Origin of the sequence: Amycolatopsis sp. NBC_01307, assembly GCF_035975215.1 — a bacterium.
Classification (GTDB): domain Bacteria; phylum Actinomycetota; class Actinomycetes; order Mycobacteriales; family Pseudonocardiaceae; genus Amycolatopsis.
In genome coordinates this window covers 5,802,252-5,817,924 of the sequence record NZ_CP108403.1, presented here as the reverse complement: position 1 = coordinate 5,817,924, position 15,673 = coordinate 5,802,252, and the positions used below count along the sequence as shown (strand labels likewise).

20 protein-coding genes are annotated in these 15,673 nt (G+C 71.6%); 18 read left to right on the top strand and 2 right to left on the bottom strand.

What is annotated here, in order from left to right:
• The 10 genes from OG439_RS24885 (at window position 1) to OG439_RS24840 (ending at window position 6,972) form a co-directional block, all read left to right on the top strand.
• Complete coding sequence (locus tag OG439_RS24885; protein WP_247055060.1) at window positions 1-303, top strand: CD225/dispanin family protein; 303 nt, start codon at window positions 1-3, stop codon at window positions 301-303.
• A gap of 28 nt (window positions 304-331) precedes the next feature.
• Entirely contained in the window at window positions 332-655 is a 324-nt protein-coding gene (locus OG439_RS24880; protein WP_247055059.1) for a CD225/dispanin family protein, read from the top strand.
• A complete protein-coding gene (locus OG439_RS24875) occupies window positions 652-1,101 on the top strand; it encodes a DUF2752 domain-containing protein (protein ID WP_326943271.1) in 450 nt (149 codons plus the stop codon). The genes OG439_RS24880 and OG439_RS24875 overlap by 4 nt, the downstream gene beginning before the upstream one ends.
• A 185-nt stretch (window positions 1,102-1,286) precedes the next feature.
• Window positions 1,287-2,384, top strand: coding sequence for an RDD family protein (locus tag OG439_RS24870; protein ID WP_326943270.1), 1,098 nt, complete (start codon window positions 1,287-1,289; stop codon window positions 2,382-2,384).
• A gap of 72 nt (window positions 2,385-2,456) precedes the next feature.
• The gene (locus OG439_RS24865) at window positions 2,457-2,918 is read left to right on the top strand and encodes a CD225/dispanin family protein (RefSeq protein WP_247055052.1); all 462 of its coding nucleotides are present in this window, start codon (window positions 2,457-2,459) and stop codon (window positions 2,916-2,918) included.
• 52 nt (window positions 2,919-2,970) lie between these two features.
• Complete coding sequence (gene recO, locus OG439_RS24860) at window positions 2,971-3,774, top strand: DNA repair protein RecO (protein ID WP_326951612.1); 804 nt, start codon at window positions 2,971-2,973, stop codon at window positions 3,772-3,774.
• Window positions 3,775-3,834: 60 nt separating this feature from the next.
• Window positions 3,835-4,686, top strand: coding sequence for an isoprenyl transferase (locus OG439_RS24855; RefSeq protein WP_247055050.1), 852 nt, complete (start codon window positions 3,835-3,837; stop codon window positions 4,684-4,686).
• The gene (locus tag OG439_RS24850) at window positions 4,683-5,108 is read left to right on the top strand and encodes a YbjN domain-containing protein (protein ID WP_247055048.1); all 426 of its coding nucleotides are present in this window, start codon (window positions 4,683-4,685) and stop codon (window positions 5,106-5,108) included. Before OG439_RS24855 ends, OG439_RS24850 begins: the two co-directional genes overlap by 4 nt.
• 77 nt (window positions 5,109-5,185) lie before the next feature.
• The gene (locus OG439_RS24845) at window positions 5,186-6,229 is read left to right on the top strand and encodes a permease (protein WP_326943269.1); all 1,044 of its coding nucleotides are present in this window, start codon (window positions 5,186-5,188) and stop codon (window positions 6,227-6,229) included.
• Window positions 6,226-6,972 carry a TIGR03943 family putative permease subunit gene (locus tag OG439_RS24840; RefSeq protein WP_326943268.1) on the top strand — a complete coding sequence of 249 codons (747 nt, stop codon included), beginning with the start codon at window positions 6,226-6,228 and terminating at the stop codon, window positions 6,970-6,972. Before OG439_RS24845 ends, OG439_RS24840 begins: the two co-directional genes overlap by 4 nt.
• On the opposite strand, the gene OG439_RS24835 is transcribed toward OG439_RS24840, so the two are convergent.
• Both OG439_RS24835 and OG439_RS24830 read right to left on the bottom strand, forming a co-directional pair.
• Window positions 6,973-7,386, bottom strand: coding sequence for a Fur family transcriptional regulator (locus OG439_RS24835; RefSeq protein ID WP_326943267.1), 414 nt, complete (start codon window positions 7,384-7,386; stop codon window positions 6,973-6,975).
• A complete protein-coding gene (locus tag OG439_RS24830) occupies window positions 7,386-7,766 on the bottom strand; it encodes an ArsR/SmtB family transcription factor (RefSeq protein ID WP_442792217.1) in 381 nt (126 codons plus the stop codon). The genes OG439_RS24835 and OG439_RS24830 overlap by 1 nt, the downstream gene beginning before the upstream one ends.
• A gap of 270 nt (window positions 7,767-8,036) precedes the next feature.
• On the opposite strand from OG439_RS24830, the gene OG439_RS24825 reads away from it, so the two are divergent.
• The 8 genes from OG439_RS24825 (at window position 8,037) to OG439_RS24790 (ending at window position 15,652) form a co-directional block, all read left to right on the top strand.
• Window positions 8,037-9,128 (top strand): hypothetical protein, encoded by a 1,092-nt coding sequence (locus tag OG439_RS24825; protein ID WP_326943265.1) that lies wholly within the window; start codon window positions 8,037-8,039, stop codon window positions 9,126-9,128.
• On the top strand, window positions 9,129-9,767 hold the full coding sequence (locus OG439_RS24820; protein WP_326943264.1) for a class F sortase: 639 nt from the start codon (window positions 9,129-9,131) through the stop codon (window positions 9,765-9,767).
• A 79-nt stretch (window positions 9,768-9,846) separates the two neighbouring features.
• Window positions 9,847-10,506, top strand: coding sequence for a class F sortase (locus OG439_RS24815; RefSeq protein ID WP_326943263.1), 660 nt, complete (start codon window positions 9,847-9,849; stop codon window positions 10,504-10,506).
• Window positions 10,507-10,598: 92 nt separating this feature from the next.
• Window positions 10,599-11,987, top strand: a complete 1,389-nt coding sequence (locus tag OG439_RS24810; protein WP_247055032.1) for a glycine--tRNA ligase — start codon at window positions 10,599-10,601, stop codon at window positions 11,985-11,987.
• A 160-nt stretch (window positions 11,988-12,147) separates the two neighbouring features.
• On the top strand, window positions 12,148-13,080 hold the full coding sequence (locus tag OG439_RS24805; RefSeq protein ID WP_326943262.1) for an ABC transporter ATP-binding protein: 933 nt from the start codon (window positions 12,148-12,150) through the stop codon (window positions 13,078-13,080).
• Window positions 13,077-13,817 (top strand): ABC transporter permease, encoded by a 741-nt coding sequence (locus OG439_RS24800; RefSeq protein ID WP_326943261.1) that lies wholly within the window; start codon window positions 13,077-13,079, stop codon window positions 13,815-13,817. The genes OG439_RS24805 and OG439_RS24800 overlap by 4 nt, the downstream gene beginning before the upstream one ends.
• Window positions 13,818-13,844: 27 nt before the next feature.
• On the top strand, window positions 13,845-15,050 hold the full coding sequence (locus tag OG439_RS24795) for a sensor histidine kinase (protein WP_326943260.1): 1,206 nt from the start codon (window positions 13,845-13,847) through the stop codon (window positions 15,048-15,050).
• Window positions 15,047-15,652, top strand: a complete 606-nt coding sequence (locus OG439_RS24790) for a response regulator transcription factor (RefSeq protein WP_247055024.1) — start codon at window positions 15,047-15,049, stop codon at window positions 15,650-15,652. The genes OG439_RS24795 and OG439_RS24790 overlap by 4 nt, the downstream gene beginning before the upstream one ends.
• Window positions 15,653-15,673 lie beyond the last annotated feature (21 nt).

The window sequence follows — 15,673 nt, the reverse complement described above, 5'->3', positions numbered from 1 at the left end:
GTGACCGAGCGCCCGCGCCCGCCCGCCGACTACAACCCCGGGCCCCCGCCGTCGAGCAACCTGGCCTGGGGCATCGTCGCCGCGATCCTCTGCCTGCCCTTCGGCATCGTCTCGATCTTCCAGGCGGCCAAGGTCGAGCGGCTCTGGGCCCAGGGCGAGCCGGACGCCGCCCGGGGCGCGGCCGGCGCCGCCCGGCGCTGGGCGATCATCGGCGGTGTCGTCGGGGTGGTGTTCTGGGTGGCCCTGGTCGTCGGCGGGGTGCTGCTGCTGGGAACGCTGCTCGACGACGCCGCGTCCCACTGACGACCGTCGGCAGCAGGAGGCGATACCGGTGACCCAGCCGTACCCGCAGCAACCCCCGTACGGCTGGCAGCCGAACTACGGGCCGCCCCCGGAGAACAACCTGGTCTGGGCGATCCTGTCGACGGTGATGTGCTGCCTGCCGTTGGGTATCGTCGCCATCGTGAAAGCGAACCAGGTCAACACCCTGTGGTTCCAGGGCTACCACGTCGAGGCGCGCCGGGCCGCCGACGAAGCCCGCAAGTGGGCGATGTGGTCGGCGATCGCCTTTGGTGCCCTGATCGGCCTCTACCTGCTGTTCGTCTTCGTGATGTTCGCGATCGCCGGCGTCTCGTTCTGGGGGCTGGCGTCGTGACGACCGTCTACACGGGATTCCCGGCCCAGGGGGCCAAGGCCTGGCTGCGCGCCTTGAGCGCCCCGATGGCCGTGGTGGGCGGGCTCGGCGCGTGCTGCGTGGCCGTCTGGCTCGGCGACCCCACCACTCCCGGCGGCTGGCTCCCGGTCTGCCCCACCAAGGCACTGCTCGGCATCGACTGCCCGGGCTGCGGCGGCATGCGGATGGCCTACAGCCTGATGCACGGCGACCTCCCCGCGGCCCTGCACTACAACGCCGTCTCGCTCGTCTTCGTGCTGCTCTTCGTCTGGAGCACCGTCGCCTGGGCGGTCGGGCGGCTGCGGGGCCGGTGGGTGAACAGCTGGCTGCACTGGCGCTGGACGCCACTCGCCGTCGGCGTCGTGTTCGTCGCCTGGTTCGTCATCCGCAACCTCCCGTTCGCGCCGTTCACCGGTTTGCGCGTCTGAATGGCAACAGAGCGGAACCGGCGCGCCGTGTAACGCGTCGGACCTCCACGACGTTCACTCGGACAGCGGACGCCTGACACACGCGGGCGAACGCGAACCGAGTACGCTCCCGCGGACCGTGCCGTACATTCGGGCCGGTTCCGCATGAGGTGTGCGGTGGAGTGACCAGCGAGGGGGAGACCCACATGACCGATCCCTACGGTCAGCAGCCGTTCGGGCAACAGCCCGGCGGCCAGCAGCCGTTCGGACAGCCGCAGCCGGGACAGGCGCCGCCGCCCTACGGGCAGCAGGCGCCGTACGGTCAGCAGGCCCCGTTCGGGCAGCCCGCGCCGTTCGGCCAGCAGGGTGCTCCGTTCGGCCCGCCCCAGAACTACGCGCCCTGGGGGCTGCGCGCCGGCGCTCTGCTGATCGACATCGCCCCGCTGATCGTCATCGACCTGCTGGGGTTGATCGTGACGATCGCCGGCAGCTACACCCTCGGCTCCATGCTGTACCTGCTCGGCGCGCTCGCCGGCATCGGCTGGTCGGTCTACAACCGGTGGATGCAGCAGGGCACCACCGGCCAGTCGCTCGGCAAGCGGATCACGAAGATCAAGCTCGTCGGCGAGTCCACCGGGCAGCCGATCGGCGCCGGCATGGCGTTCCTGCGCGACCTCGCGCACTTCGTCGACGGCATCATCTGCTACGTCGGTTACCTGTGGCCGCTGTGGGACGACAAGAGCCAGACCCTCTCCGACAAGATCATCGGCACCGTCGTCATCAACGCCGACGACGCCGCGCCGCACGGGCAGCCCGGTGCGCAGCAGTTCGGCGGCGGTTACCCGCCGGCGGGGCAGCAGCCCGGCCAGTTCGGCCAGCCGCAGTCCGGTGGCTTCGGCCAGCCGCCGTCGGGTGGTTTCCCGCAGCAGCCGCAATCCGGCGGGTTCGACCAGCCGCAGTCCGGTGGTTTCCCGCAGCAGCCCGCGCAGGGTGGTGGCTTCGGCCAGCCGCCGCAGGCCGGCGGTTTCCCGCAGCAGCCCCAGTCCGGTGGCTTCGGCCAGCAGCAGGGCCAGCCGCTCGCGCCGCCCCCGGGCCAGGGTGCCTTCGACGAAGGCGCCGAGCGCACCCAGATGCTGCGTCCCGATTCGGGCGGCAGCGGCGCTTCGCCGTTCGACGAAGGTGCGGAGCGCACCCAGATGCTGCGTCCCGAGGCCCAGGGTGAGGCCGAGGCGACCCAGAAGATCCAGCCGGGCCAGTTCGGGCAGCAGCCGCCGCAGCAGCCCGGCCAGCCGCCGCAGCAGTAGCCGCGGCACCTGACTTCCGCACCACCGCCGGGATTGCCGGCGGAAGTTCACGAGTAATTGGGGTAGACGTTCATGACCAATCCCTACGGTCAGCAGCAGCCGCCTTACGGCCAGCAGCCGCAGTCCGGCGGTTTCCCGCAGCAGCCGGGTTACGGCCCGCCGTCCGGGGGCATGCCCGCTCCGTACGGCCAGCCCGCGCCCTACGGCCAGCCGCCCTCCGGCGGTTTCGGCGCCCCGGGTTACGGCATGCCCGGTGGCGGCGACATCAACCAGATCAAGGACTACAAGGGCTGGGCGATCGGCTGCATCTTCCTCTGCTGGATCCTCGCGATCTTCGCGATCATGAAGTCCAACGAGGTCCAGACGTACAAGATGCAGGGCAACTACATGATGGCGGAGCAGGCGTCGAAGACGACCAAGACGCTCTGCCTCATCGCCTCCATCATCGGCGGCCTCGGCTGTGCGTTCGCGATCATCTGGATCATCGTCGCGGCCACCGCGGTGAGCACGTACTGCAGCGGCTACTACTGCTGAACCCGGGTCGGTCCACCCCGGCGTCGTCCGATAGTGGGACGATGTCGGGGTGGTGAACCTCTACCGCGACACCGGGGTGGTGTTGCGCACGCACAAGCTGGGTGAGGCCGACCGGATCATCACCCTGCTGACCCGGCGGCACGGCAAGGTCCGCGCCGTGGCGAAGGGCGTGCGGCGCACCTCGTCCCGCTTCGGGGCCCGGCTGGAGCCGTTCGGCCACGTGGACGTGCAGTTCTACACCGGCCGCACGCTCGACGTCATCACCCAGGTCGAGACCGTGGACGCGTTCGCGCTGCCGCTGGTCGCCGACTACCAGCGCTACACCGCGGCCAGCGCGATCGCCGAAACCGCGGACCGGCTCTCGGCCGAAGAGGGCGAGCCGGTGCTCAAGCTCTACCTCCTCGTCTGCGGCGCGCTGCGCTCGCTCGCCGCGGGGGAGCGCGACGCCTCCCTGGTGCTCGACGCCTTCTTCCTGCGCGCGATGTCCTACGCCGGCTGGGCGCCCGCGCTCACCGAGTGCGCCCGCTGCGGCCTGCCGGGCCCGCACGTCGCGTTCAGCGTCGCCGCCGGCGGCTCGATGTGCCAGGACTGCCGCGTGCCCGGTTCGGTGCACCCCGCGCCCGAGGTCCTGGACCTGCTCACCGCCCTGCTGCACGGCGAATGGCCGATGGCCGAGTCGACCCTGCCCGGCACCCGCCGTGACGCGAGTGGCCTGGTCGCGGCGCACCTGCAGTGGCACCTGGAGCGTCAGCTCCGGTCCCTTCCCCTGGTCGAGCGACGCGCGCGGGAGACCACGGTGAAATCCGGGGCTTCGCCCCGGGCCGAAGGCTCCGCCACCCGGACCCCCGCAGGATAGGGAGTGCGCGGGCAGTAGGGTCGGGCCTGAATCGATTTCACCCATCCAGGGAGGCTCGCCGTGCTGCGCAGGGGACGCGAGAACAAGGCGTCGCGATCGGAGCTGCGGGTCCCGGAGCCGCACCCGACCGGTGCGGTGCCGCCGGAGATCCCGCGCGAGCTGGTCCCGAAGCACGTCGCGCTGGTCATGGACGGCAACGGCCGCTGGGCCAACCAGCGCGGCCTGCCGCGGATCGAAGGCCACAAGCGCGGCGAAGCGGTGATGATCGACGTCGCCGCCGGCGCGGTCGAAATCGGCGTCAAGTGGCTCTCGGTGTACGCGTTCTCGACGGAGAACTGGAAGCGCAGCCCCGAAGAGGTGCGGTTCCTGATGGGCTTCAACCGCGACACCATCCGCCGTCAGGTCGACTACCTCGGCTCGATCGGCGTCCGCATCCGCTGGGCCGGGCGCCGGCCCAAGCTGTGGGCGTCGGTGATCAAGGAACTGCAGGCGGCCGAAGAGAAGACCAAGCACAACACCGCGCTGAACATGACGATGTGCGTCAACTACGGCGGCCGCGCCGAGCTGGGCGACGCCATGCAGCGGATCGCGCGGGACGTCGCCGACGGCAAGCTGAGCCCGGACAAGGTCACCGAGAAGACCATCGGCAAGTACCTGTACCAGCCGGACATGCCCGACGTGGACCTGTTCCTGCGGCCCTCGGGCGAGCAGCGGACGTCGAACTTCCTGCTGTGGCAGTCGGCCTACGCCGAGATGGTCTACCAGGACACGCTCTTCCCGGACTTCGACCGGACCCACCTGTGGCGGGCCTGCCTGGAGTTCGCCAAGCGGGACCGCCGGTTCGGCGCTGCCGTCGACCAGGCTGCTGCCGATCAGGCGGCCGTCGATCAGGCTTCGGAGGCCACGTCGTGAGCTCGACCGAGGCGGCCGAGACCGCGGAACTGCTGACCAGCGCCAAGGGTGCCCTCGAGCGCTACCTCGAGGTGCACGTCGACGACGACGGCGCGCTGACGTTCTCCCACGGCGACGTCCCGTGCGTCATCCAGGCGACCCGCCTCGGCGAGGGCCTCACCGTGCTGACCCTGACCTGCGTGGTCGGCTGGGACCTGGCGGACGCCCCCGAGCTGTCGATCGCGGTCGCCGAGCGGGCCGGCCAGGGGCTGTTCGGCACCCTCGGCGTCGGGCACTCCGACAACGGCGTCGACGTCACGCTGCGGTACGCGTTCCCGGCCGTGGGCCTGGACGCCGCGGCGCTGGGGACGCTGCTGATGCTCGTGGTGTCGACGGCGTCGCAGCTGCGCACCGAACTGCCGGGGATCCTGCCCGCGCAGTAGCGGATTTCGCCGCGAACGGCGTTTTCCGGTCCGAAACGGACCGTGTCCGGCCGTTCGCGGCCTGTGCGGATCACGCGATGTCCCGGCGTCCTGGCATCATCGCCGTCGTGGACACCCTTTCCGAAACTTCCACCGAGCCCGGCCGGCGTGCCCGCCGGTTCCGGGTCAGCTCGGTCGAAGTGCTGTGCGCGATCCTGCTGGTCGCGATCCTCGGCCAGGGCTGGCTGCAACGGCTGTTCGACGTGCCCGCGCTGCGCACCGGCTCGACCGTGTTCGTCGCCGTCTGCGTGCAGGCGCTGCCGTTCCTCGTGCTGGGCGTGCTGATCAGCGGCGCGATCGCGGCGTTCGTGCCCGCGCGCGTGCTGGAGAAGGTGCTGCCGCGCCGCGCCGGTGCCGCGGTCGGCGTCGCCGGGCTCGCCGGGGTCGCGCTGCCGGGCTGCGAGTGCGCGTCGGTGCCGGTGGCGCGGCGGCTGATGGGCCAGGGCGTGGCCCCGGCGGCGGCGTTGACGTTCCTGCTGGCCGCGCCCGCGGTGAACCCGGTGGTGCTGGTGGCCACCGCGGTCGCGTTCCCGGGCAAGCCGGAGATGGTGCTGGCCCGGTTCGTCGGCTCGCTGGCCACGGCGATGGTGATGGGCTGGCTGTGGGCCCGCTGGGGCAAGCTCGAGTGGATCACCGAGCGCGCGTTGCGCCGGCTGCCGGACGTCGCGGGCGGGCAACGGTGGCGCGTGTTCGCCGAGACGGCCCGCACGGACCTGGTCGAGGCCGGCGGGTTCCTGGTGCTGGGCGCGCTGATCTCGTCGGCGCTGAACGTCCTGGTCCCGGCGAAGTGGTTCGGCGTGCTGGGGGATCAGCTCGTGCTGGGCATCGTGGTGATGGCGGTGCTCGCGGTGGTCCTGGCGCTGTGCAGTGAGGCGGACGCCTTCGTGGCGGCGTCCCTGACGGCGTTGCCGCTGCTGCCGAAGCTGGTGTTCCTGGTCGTCGGCCCGGCGGTCGACGTCAAGCTGTTCGCCTTGCAGGCGGGCACGTTCGGCCGGGCGTTCGCGGTGCGGTTCGCCCCGGTGACGTTCGTGGTGGCGGCGGTCTGCGCGGTCGTGACCGGACTGGTGGTGGGGCTGGCGTGAAACGGGAGACCCAGAACATCCTGCTGATCCTGCTCGGCGGCGCGCTGGTCAAGATCGCCGTCAACGGCGACTACCTGCGCTACGTCAAACCCGCGCAGCAGCCGTGGATCATCGCCGGCGGGGCCGTCATGGTGCTGCTCGGCGCGGTCGCCGTCGTGCGGGACCTGCTGGCCGCGCGGGCGAAAGCGGCCGAGAAGGCCGGGCACGACCACGGCCACGGCCACGATGACGGCCATTCCCATTCGGCCCGGCCCGCCTGGCTGCTGCTGGTCCCCGTGCTGGCCGTCTTCCTGGTCGCGCCACCCGCGCTGGGCGCCGACTCGGTGATCCGCACCGAAGCGCGCGTCCCGGCGAGCGCGGCCGCGGCCAACGCGGCGGCCTTCCCGCCGTTGCCCGCGGGGAACGTCGTTGCGTTGTCGGTCAACGAGTTCGTCAGCCGCGCGGGGTGGGACAAGGCCGGCACCCTCGACGGCCGCACCGTCTCGCTGACCGGGTTCGTGGTGCACACCGAAGGCCGGACCCTGCTGGCCCGCTTGGTGATCAGCTGCTGCGCGGCGGACGCCTTCCCGGTGACGGTCCGCCTCACCGGCACCGACGCCGCCCGGTACGCGAGCGACGCGTGGATCGAGGTGACGGGCCAGGTCGTCCCCGGCACCGCGACCCAGGCCAACAGTTACACGCCGGACTTCACCGAGGCTTCGGTCGCGACGGTCCCGACCCCGAAGGATCCCTATGAGTACTAGTTAGTGCTGCCCGCAGGTGCCGGTGATCTCCACGGTGTGGGAGATCTCCGAGAAGCCGTGCTCCGCCGCGATCTTCTCGGCCCAGCGCTCGACCGCCGGCCCCTCGACCTCCACCGTGCGGCCGCACAGGCGGCAGACCAGGTGATGGTGGTGGTGCGCCGAGCAGCGGCGGTAGATCGCCTCGCCCGAGTCGGTGCGCAGGACGTCGATCTCGCCGGCCTCCGACAGCGACTGCAGGGTGCGGTACACCGTTGTCAGGCCGATGCCGTCGCCGCGTTTGCGCAGCTCGTCGTGCAGGTCCTGGGCGGAGCGGAAGTCGTCGACGGCGCTCAGCAGCTCGACAACCGCGGCCCGTTGCTTGGTCGATCGGCGGCCGGGCACCGGAGCCTGGCCGCGTGGCGCGACGGGAGTCATCACTGCTTTCCTTCCTGCACGTGGGCGACGGCGTCGACGACGATGTGCGCCAGGTGGTCGTCGGCGAGCCGGTAGACCACCTCGCGGCCGCGCCGCTCGCCCTGCACCACCCCGGCGGTCTTCAGCACCCGCAGGTGCTGGCTGATCAGCGGCTGCGCGACGTCGAGGGCGTCCACCAGCTCGTGCACGCACCGGTCGGCCTCGCGCAGCTGCAGCACGATCGCGATCCGGACCGGCGCGGCCAGCGCCCGCAGCAGGTCGCCGGCGTCGGCCAGCACCGCGCTCGCCGGGTGCCGGGAGGGGGCCACCCGGTCCCGTTCGAGCTCGTGGGTGTGCGGTCCGGCCTCGTCCGCGACGCCGCTCCCCGTCACCGTCGCCATCACTGCCTCCACGTCGTCGCCGCCTGAGACCATGAATTCCGTAGTCATTTCCGATAACGGCCCGGCCCATCCTAGTGTTCCCCCGGACGGGCCCCGTCCGGTCACCGCGTCCTGAGGGGTACGGCAGGACGCATTACCCCGTTCGGGTGAGTTCGTGGGATATTGGCTCTTCGGCTTCGCATGTCGTGGCCGACGGTGCAAGGTTGTCGCGGAGCGTTGCGTCGCTTCTCGTACGACGACGCCCGCCCGAGCAGAACGCAGTGGGGAGACATGACCCGATTCGCAACGAAGGCAGCCGTCGTGACGGCCGTCCTGTTTCCGCTGGTCGGAGTGGGTGTGGCCGGGGCACAGAGCCAGGCGGTCGACGAGAAGACCGGCCCGGTTTCGTTCGCGAACGTGGCGTCGGTCCGGATCGGTGGCGAGGGCCAGCACGGCGGCTCGCTGATCACCGAGACCCAGCGCTCGCCCCTGCTGCCCGGCCAGTCGAAGCTCGGCACCGACCGGGTCGCCGTACCCAAGGACGACGGCGAGCGCGCGACGTTCGGCGGGCACTACGCGATCGACCTCGGCCGCTACAGCGGGTCGCAGGACCCGTACCCCGCGGGGATCGCGAGCCGGGACCACAACGTCGTCGCCGCGCTGCAGGCGAGCACCGTGCCCACGGCCGTCGCCGAGACCAACTACGCGCTGCGCGACACGTGGCAGGGCGGCGCCAAGCCGGTCGACGACACCGTGCTCGTGCTCGAAGGCGCCAAGACCGCGGTCGACTGCACCGCCCCGGCGAAGCTCACCGGCACCTCCTCGGTGGCCCGGCTGTGGGTGCGCCAGGCCGGCGGCGCGCTCGGCATCGTCCCGATGCCCGGCGGCAACGCAGGCCTGCAGCTGCAGAACCTGCGCCTGGGCCCGCCCGGCGACATCACGAACGCGAGCAAGGACACCACGCTCTCGGACCTCAAGCTCACCCGCGTCGCCGCGTTCGACCAGCTGATCCGCCAGGACGGCTGGCGCGGGGGCGACTTCACCGCCGTCGCCGGCTGGCGGGTCGAGATCACCACCCACGTCAAGGACGCGGCGGGGGCCGCGCTGCAGGACGTCCAGACGAACGTCGTGCTCGGCGGGGTCAGCTGCTCGGTTCCGAAGGGCTTCGTCGCGAAAGCCTCCGGCACCACCGGCGGCGGCACCAGCGCGACTCAGCCCGCGGTGCCGACGCAGGTTCCGGCCGGGTACCTCGGCGCGGCCGCGCCGGACACCGGCAGCGACCTCTCGCGCATCCCGCTCGGCATCGGCCTGCTCTTCGGCGGCGTGTTCTTCGGGAGTGTCGCCCTGCTGCTGGGCAGGCGGCGCAAGTCCGGGACGGACTAGGTGCTGCGCACCGGGCTGGCCGCCGTCTCGGGGGCGCTGGCCGTCGCCGCCTTCGCGGCCGGGGTCGTCGTGCTGACCTGGCTGCCGCCCGAGCCCACGTCGATCGCCGCGCCCGCGCCCGGCTCACTGCCGGGGGAGAACGCGGCCCCGGCCGTGCTGCCCGCCGACAGCTCGTCCACCGAGCAGCAGCGCCCGGGCACGGTCCGGCTGCCCGACGGCGCCACCGCCCGGCTGGTCCGCACCGAGCTCACCGACACCGGCGTGCTGCCGATCCCGCGCGGCCTCGGCGACGCCGCGTGGTGGGGCGCGAAGCTGGGCGCCGACCACGGTGCCGCGCTGCTGTCCGGGCACGTGAACTGGGAAGGCGACCGCGGCCCGTTCGACGAGCTGTGGCGGATGCGCGACGGCGAGGACGTCAGCGTCGTCGACGCTCGCGGCGGCCGCTGGGTCTACCGCGTCGACGACGTCGTCACGCTGCCCAAGGAGACGCTGCCCGCGCAGGCCGCCCGCTGGTTCGGCCAGGACGGCCCGCACCGGCTGGTGCTGGTGACCTGCGGTGGTGACTACGTCGGCGGCACCGAGGGCTACGACGAGAACCGCCTGGTGACCGCGACCCTGGTGACCCGCCCCGCCGGCTGACCGAGTTCGATGCAACCTCCGCCGCCCGTCGCGGCATGTGTGTCTGTGCACTGCCCACGGAGCGAAGGAGCACAGGCACATGCAGGACCAGCACCCGGTGACGGCGGAGCGCGAGAAGGGCCGCGGCCGCTGGTGGATCGTCGGCGCGGCCGGCGCGTTCGTGATCGCGGCGATCGTCGCGTCCCTGCTCGTGTTCACCGGAAAGGATGAACCTGCCAGCGCGAACGGCGCCAACACGCCCGTTCCGACGGCACCCGCCACGGCCGCGCAGGGCACCCCGCCGGACACCGGGCAGGCGCCGGCGCAGCTGTCGCTGCCCGGTGGCGGCGCCGCGAAGCTCGTCCAGGAGGACCTCGACGCGAACGGCGCGCTCAAGATCCCCGAAGGTCTCGACGAAGCCGCGTGGTGGGGCGCGAAGCTGGGCGCCGACCACGGCGTCGCGCTGCTGTCCGGGCACGTGAACTGGAAGGGCAAGAAGGGCCCGTTCGACGAGCTGTGGCAGGTCAAGCAGGGGCAGGACGTCAAGCTGACCGACGCCGCCGGCGGCGCCTGGGTGTACCGGGTCGACGCGACCGAGACCATTCACAAGTCCGAGCTGGCCGGGCGGTCGGAGCAGCTGTTCTCCCCGGACGGCCCGCACAAGCTGCTCCTGGTGACCTGCGGCGGCGAGTACGTCGGCGGCACCGAGGGCTACGAGGACAACCGGGTGGTGACGGCGTCGCTGGTCTCCCGGCCCTGACGAGGCTCACCTGCGCGGAAACCCGGTGGGCCCGGCGGATACCCTTGACGTTCTAGTCCGATAACCGTCCCCGCATGCTTCCGGAGCGTGGAGTGCCCACGAACACCATCGATACCGTAGTCAGCCTGTGCAAGCGCCGTGGTTTCGTCTTCCCCAGCGGAGAGATCTACGGCGGTACCCGCTCGGCGTGGGACTACGGGCCGCTCGGGGTCGAGCTCAAGGACAACATCAAGCGCCAGTGGTGGAAGACCGTGGTCCAGAGCCGCGACGACGTCGTCGGCCTCGACTCCTCGGTGATCCTGCCGCGCCAGGTGTGGGAGGCGTCCGGGCACGTCAAGGTGTTCACCGACCCGCTGGTCGAGTGCCTCTCGTGCCACAAGCGCTTCCGCGCCGACCAGCTGGCCGAGGACTACACGGCGCGCAGCGGCAAGGAGACGTCGGAGGAAGACCTGTCCGACGTCCCGTGCCCGAACTGCGGCACGCGCGGCCAGTACACCGAGCCGCGGGCCTTCAACATGATGCTGAAGACCCACCTCGGCCCGGTCGAGACCGAAGAGGGCCTGCACTACCTCCGCCCGGAGACGGCGCAGGGCATCTTCGTCAACTTCCTCAACGTGCAGACGACGTCGCGCAAGAAGCCGCCGTTCGGCATCGGCCAGATCGGCAAGTCCTTCCGCAACGAGATCACGCCGGGCAACTTCATCTTCCGGACGCGTGAGTTCGAGCAGATGGAGATGGAGTTCTTCGTCGAGCCGGGCGAGGACGAGACCTGGCACCAGTACTGGATCGACCAGCGCACGGAGTGGTACAAGGACCTCGGCATCAAGCCCGAGAACCTGCGCCACTTCGAGCACCCGAAGGAAAAGCTCTCGCACTACGCGAAGCGCACGGTCGACATCGAGTACCGGTTCGCGTTCAACGCCGGGCAGGAGTGGGGCGAGCTCGAGGGCATCGCCAACCGCACCGACTTCGACCTGACCACGCACTCGAACCACTCGGGCGTGGACCTGTCGTTCTTCGACCAGGCGTCCGGCCAGCGCTACCGGCCGTTCGTGATCGAGCCCGCGGCGGGTGTCGGCCGCTCGATGATGGCGTTCCTGGTCGACGCCTACCACGAGGAAGAGGCGCCGACCGCCAAGGGCGGCGTCGAGAAGCGGATCGTGCTCAAGCTCGACCCGCGGCTCTCGCCGTTCAAGGTCGCGGTGCTGCCGCTGTCGCGCAACGCCGACCTGACCCCGAAGGCGAAGGACGTCGCCGCCCGGCTGCGCAAGCACTGGAACGTCGACTTCGACGACGCCCAGGCGATCGGCCGCCGCTACCGGCGCCAGGACGAGATCGGCACGCCGTACTGCGTGACGGTCGACTTCGACTCGCTCGAGGACCAGGCCGTGACCGTGCGCGAGCGCGACACCATGGCCCAGGAGCGCGTCGCGATCGACAAGCTGGAGTCCTACCTGGCCGGCCGCCTGATCGGCTGCTGACCCGCTTTCCGAGAGGTCCGTGAAGGCCTCCTTACCGGCCATAAGAGCCGGTAAGGAGGCCTTCACGGCTTTCGGGGGACCGGCACCCCTGACACCTGTCACCCCCAGGTCGTGACGCACGGTCTGGGGACGGCGGCCCGCGAGGCGGCAGCCTGGGGGCATGCGAGACACAGACATCCAGGCGGTGGCGGCGGGGGCCGCGATCCACCTCACCGGCCTGCGGAAGCACTACGGCGACGTCCACGCGGTCGACGGCGTCGACCTGACCATCGCCCCGGGCGAGGTCGTCGCCCTGCTCGGCCCCAACGGCGCGGGCAAGTCCACCACCGTCGACATGATCCTCGGCCTCAGCACACCGGACAGCGGTGAGGTGCGGGTCTTCGGCCGGAAGCCGATCGACGCCGTCCGCGCGGGCCTGATCGGCGCGATGCTGCAGGGCGGCGCGCTGATGGACGACCTGACCGTCGCCGAGACCGTCGGCATGGTCGCGGCGCTGCACCGCAAGCCGATGCCGGTCGCCGAAGCGCTGCAGGCCGCCGGGGTGGAAGAGCTGGCCGGGCGCCGCGCGAACAAGCTTTCCGGTGGGCAGAAGCAGCGTGTGCGCTTCGCCGTCGCGCTGGTCAGCCACCCCGACCTGCTGATCCTCGACGAGCCGACCGCGGCCATGGACGTCGGCACGCGCCGGGAGTTCTGGCAGTCGATGTACTCGTTCACCGAGTCCGGCCGCACGGTCGTGTTCGCCACGCACTACCTCGAAGAGGCCGAGGAGTTCGCCGACCGGGTGGTGCTGATGCGGCGCGGCCGGATCGTCGCCGACGGTTCGGTCGCCGAGGTCCGCGCGCTGGCCGGGGGCCGCAGCCTGCGCGCCGCCGTGCCGGGCGCCACCGAAGCCGCGATCGCGGCCCTGCCCGGCGTCAAGGAGTTCGAGCTGCGCGGCGACCGCGTCGCCATCTCCACCGGCGACTCCGACGCGACGCTCTGGGCCCTGAAGGCCGCGGTGCCTTCGGTCTACGACATCGAGATCAGCGCCGTCGGCCTCGAAGGCGCCTTCCTTTCCCTGACCGCCGACGAAACCGCGGAGTCCGTCCGATGAACGCCACCTACCTGGTCACCGAGATCCGCCGGAACTTCCGGGCACCGCGGTTCCTGATCTTCGTCGTCGCGTTCCCGGTGCTGATGTTCCTGTTGCAGGCCAACGTCTTCACCAAGTCCTCCGATCCGGACCACGTGCAGATCGCCGCCGTGATCATGATCAACATGATGACGTTCGGCGCGTTCGCCGCCGCGACGAACAGCGGCGCCCGGCTCGCGCTCGAGCGGGCCGCGGGCTGGCAGCGGCAGCTGCGCCTGACCCCGCTGACCGGCACCGGCTACCTGGCCGGCAAGGGCATCTCCGGCCTGCTCGTCGGGCTGCCCGCGCTGATCCTCGTGCCGGTGCTCGCCGTGGCCGTCGAGGGTGTGCACCTCGACGCGGCCGGCTGGGTGCGCATCTTCGCCGGCGTCTGGCTCGGCACGATCCCGCTGGTGCTGCTCGGGCTGCTGCTCGGCCAGTTCGGCACGCCCGACTCGATGCAGCCGGTCAACATGATCGTCACGCTGGGCATGGGCTTCCTCGGCGGGCTGTGGATCCCGATCGAAAGCATGCCGGGCTGGATGCACGACGTCGCCCAGCTCATGCCGACGTACTGGGTGCTGCAGCTGGCGCGGCCCGCGGTGACCACCGACATGGTGGTGTCGTTCCCGCAGGCCGTGGGCGTGCTCGCGGGCTGGACGGTCGTGCTGGGAGCCCTGGTGATCAGGCGTTACCGTAAGGACAGCGCCCGGGTCTGAGGGCCGGGGACGGGAGAAGGAACGGCGATGGCGAACGACGACACGAACCGCCGGTTCGGGCTCAACACCCGGGAAGGGTGGTGGGACGACCCGCTTCCCGACCCGAAGAACCAGGGGCCGGACAGCGTGCGCTGGCCGATCATGGGCGCGGTCTTCCTGCTGCCGTTCCTCATCCCCATCACGAAGTCGCTCCTGGCCGAGACCGTCGTGACCGTGCCGCTCGTGCTCATCTGGATCCTGGTCTACGCCTACGCCGTCTGCTACCTGCTGTTCCCGTACTTCTTCCGCCAGGCGCGCCCGCTGAAGCTGGGCTTCGGGATCGTGATGGTCGCGCTGGGGCTCGGCGTGGTGGCGGCGGTCGAGGCGAGCCCGTTCATCCTGCTCTACGGCACGGCGGTGATGGTGTTCCTGGCCCCGGCCGCGTGGTCGGTGATCGTGGACGTCGTCGCGCTGCTGCTCGGGGCGCTGATCCTGCTGGTGAGCGGCCGGTTCCACGACGGCTACGGCGACCTGATCACCGTCGGCTCGGTGACGCTGGCGATGTTCTTCATGGCCAACCTCATCCGCGCCATCCGGCGGCTGGAGCTGGCCAACAAGGAGATCGCCACGCTCGCCGTGACGAACGAACGCCAGCGCGTCGCCCGCGACCTGCACGACCTGCTCGGGCACAGCCTGACCACGATCACCGTCAAGGCGGGGCTGGCCCGGCGGGTGCTGGAGAGCGCGGGCGACATCCCGCGCGCGGTCGAGGAGATCCGCGAGGTCGAGAGCCTCACCCGCAGCGCGTTGTCGGACGTCCGCGCGACCGTGTCGGAGTACCGCGAGGTGTCGCTCTCGGCGGAGCTGGTCGGCGCCCGCGCGGCGCTGCGGGCCGCGGAGATCGACGCCGACCTGCCGCACGCGGTCGACAACGTCCGGCCCGAGTTCCAGAACCCCTTCGGGTACGTGCTGCGCGAGGCCGTCACGAATGTGCTGCGGCACTCCGGCGCCAAGCAGGTGAAGGTGAAGCTGGGCGGCAACTGGCTGGAGATCGAGGACGACGGCACCGCCGCCGACGTCGTCCCGGGCAACGGCCTGCGCGGGCTCACCGAGCGGCTCGCCGCGGTCGGGGGCACGGTGCGCGCGTCCGTCCGGCCCGGGGGAGGATTGACGGTGCGAGCGGAGATCCCGCTGCCCGAACCGCGCGCGGCCGCCCCGGCCGTGCGCGCCGAACCCGCGGGAGGTCTCGCTTGATCCGGGTGCTGCTGGCCGACGACCAGGCCATGGTGCGCGGGGCCCTGGCCACCGTGCTGGGCCTCGAATCCGACATCGAGGTGGTCGGGCAGGTCGGCTCCGGCGACGAGGTGGTCGCCGCCGCCCGCGAGCTGAAGCCCGACGTCGCGCTGCTGGACGTGCAGATGCCGGGCAAGGACGGCCTGGAGGCGGCGGGTGACCTGCGGGCCGCGCTGCCGTCGTGCCGGGTGATCATCTGCACCACGTTCGGCAGGCCCGGCTACCTGGCCCGCGCGATGGCCGCGGGGGCCGCCGGGTTCGTCGTCAAGGACGCGCCGCCCGAGCAGCTCGTCGAAGCCGTCCGGCGAGTCCACAGTGGACTCCGGGTGGTGGACCCGGCGCTGGCCGCGGAGTCGCTCGCCACCGGCGCCAGCCCGCTCACCGGGCGCGAGCGGGACGTGCTGCGGGAGGCCAGGGACGGCAGCACGGTCGCCGACGTCGCCCGCGCGCTGCACCTGTCGGAGGGGACCGTCCGCAACCACCTGTCCGCCGCGATCGGCAAGACCGGCGCCCGGACCCGCGCCGAAGCGGTGCGCGTCGCCGAGGAGCGCGGCTGGCTGTGAGCGGCCGGTGACCTTCTGACA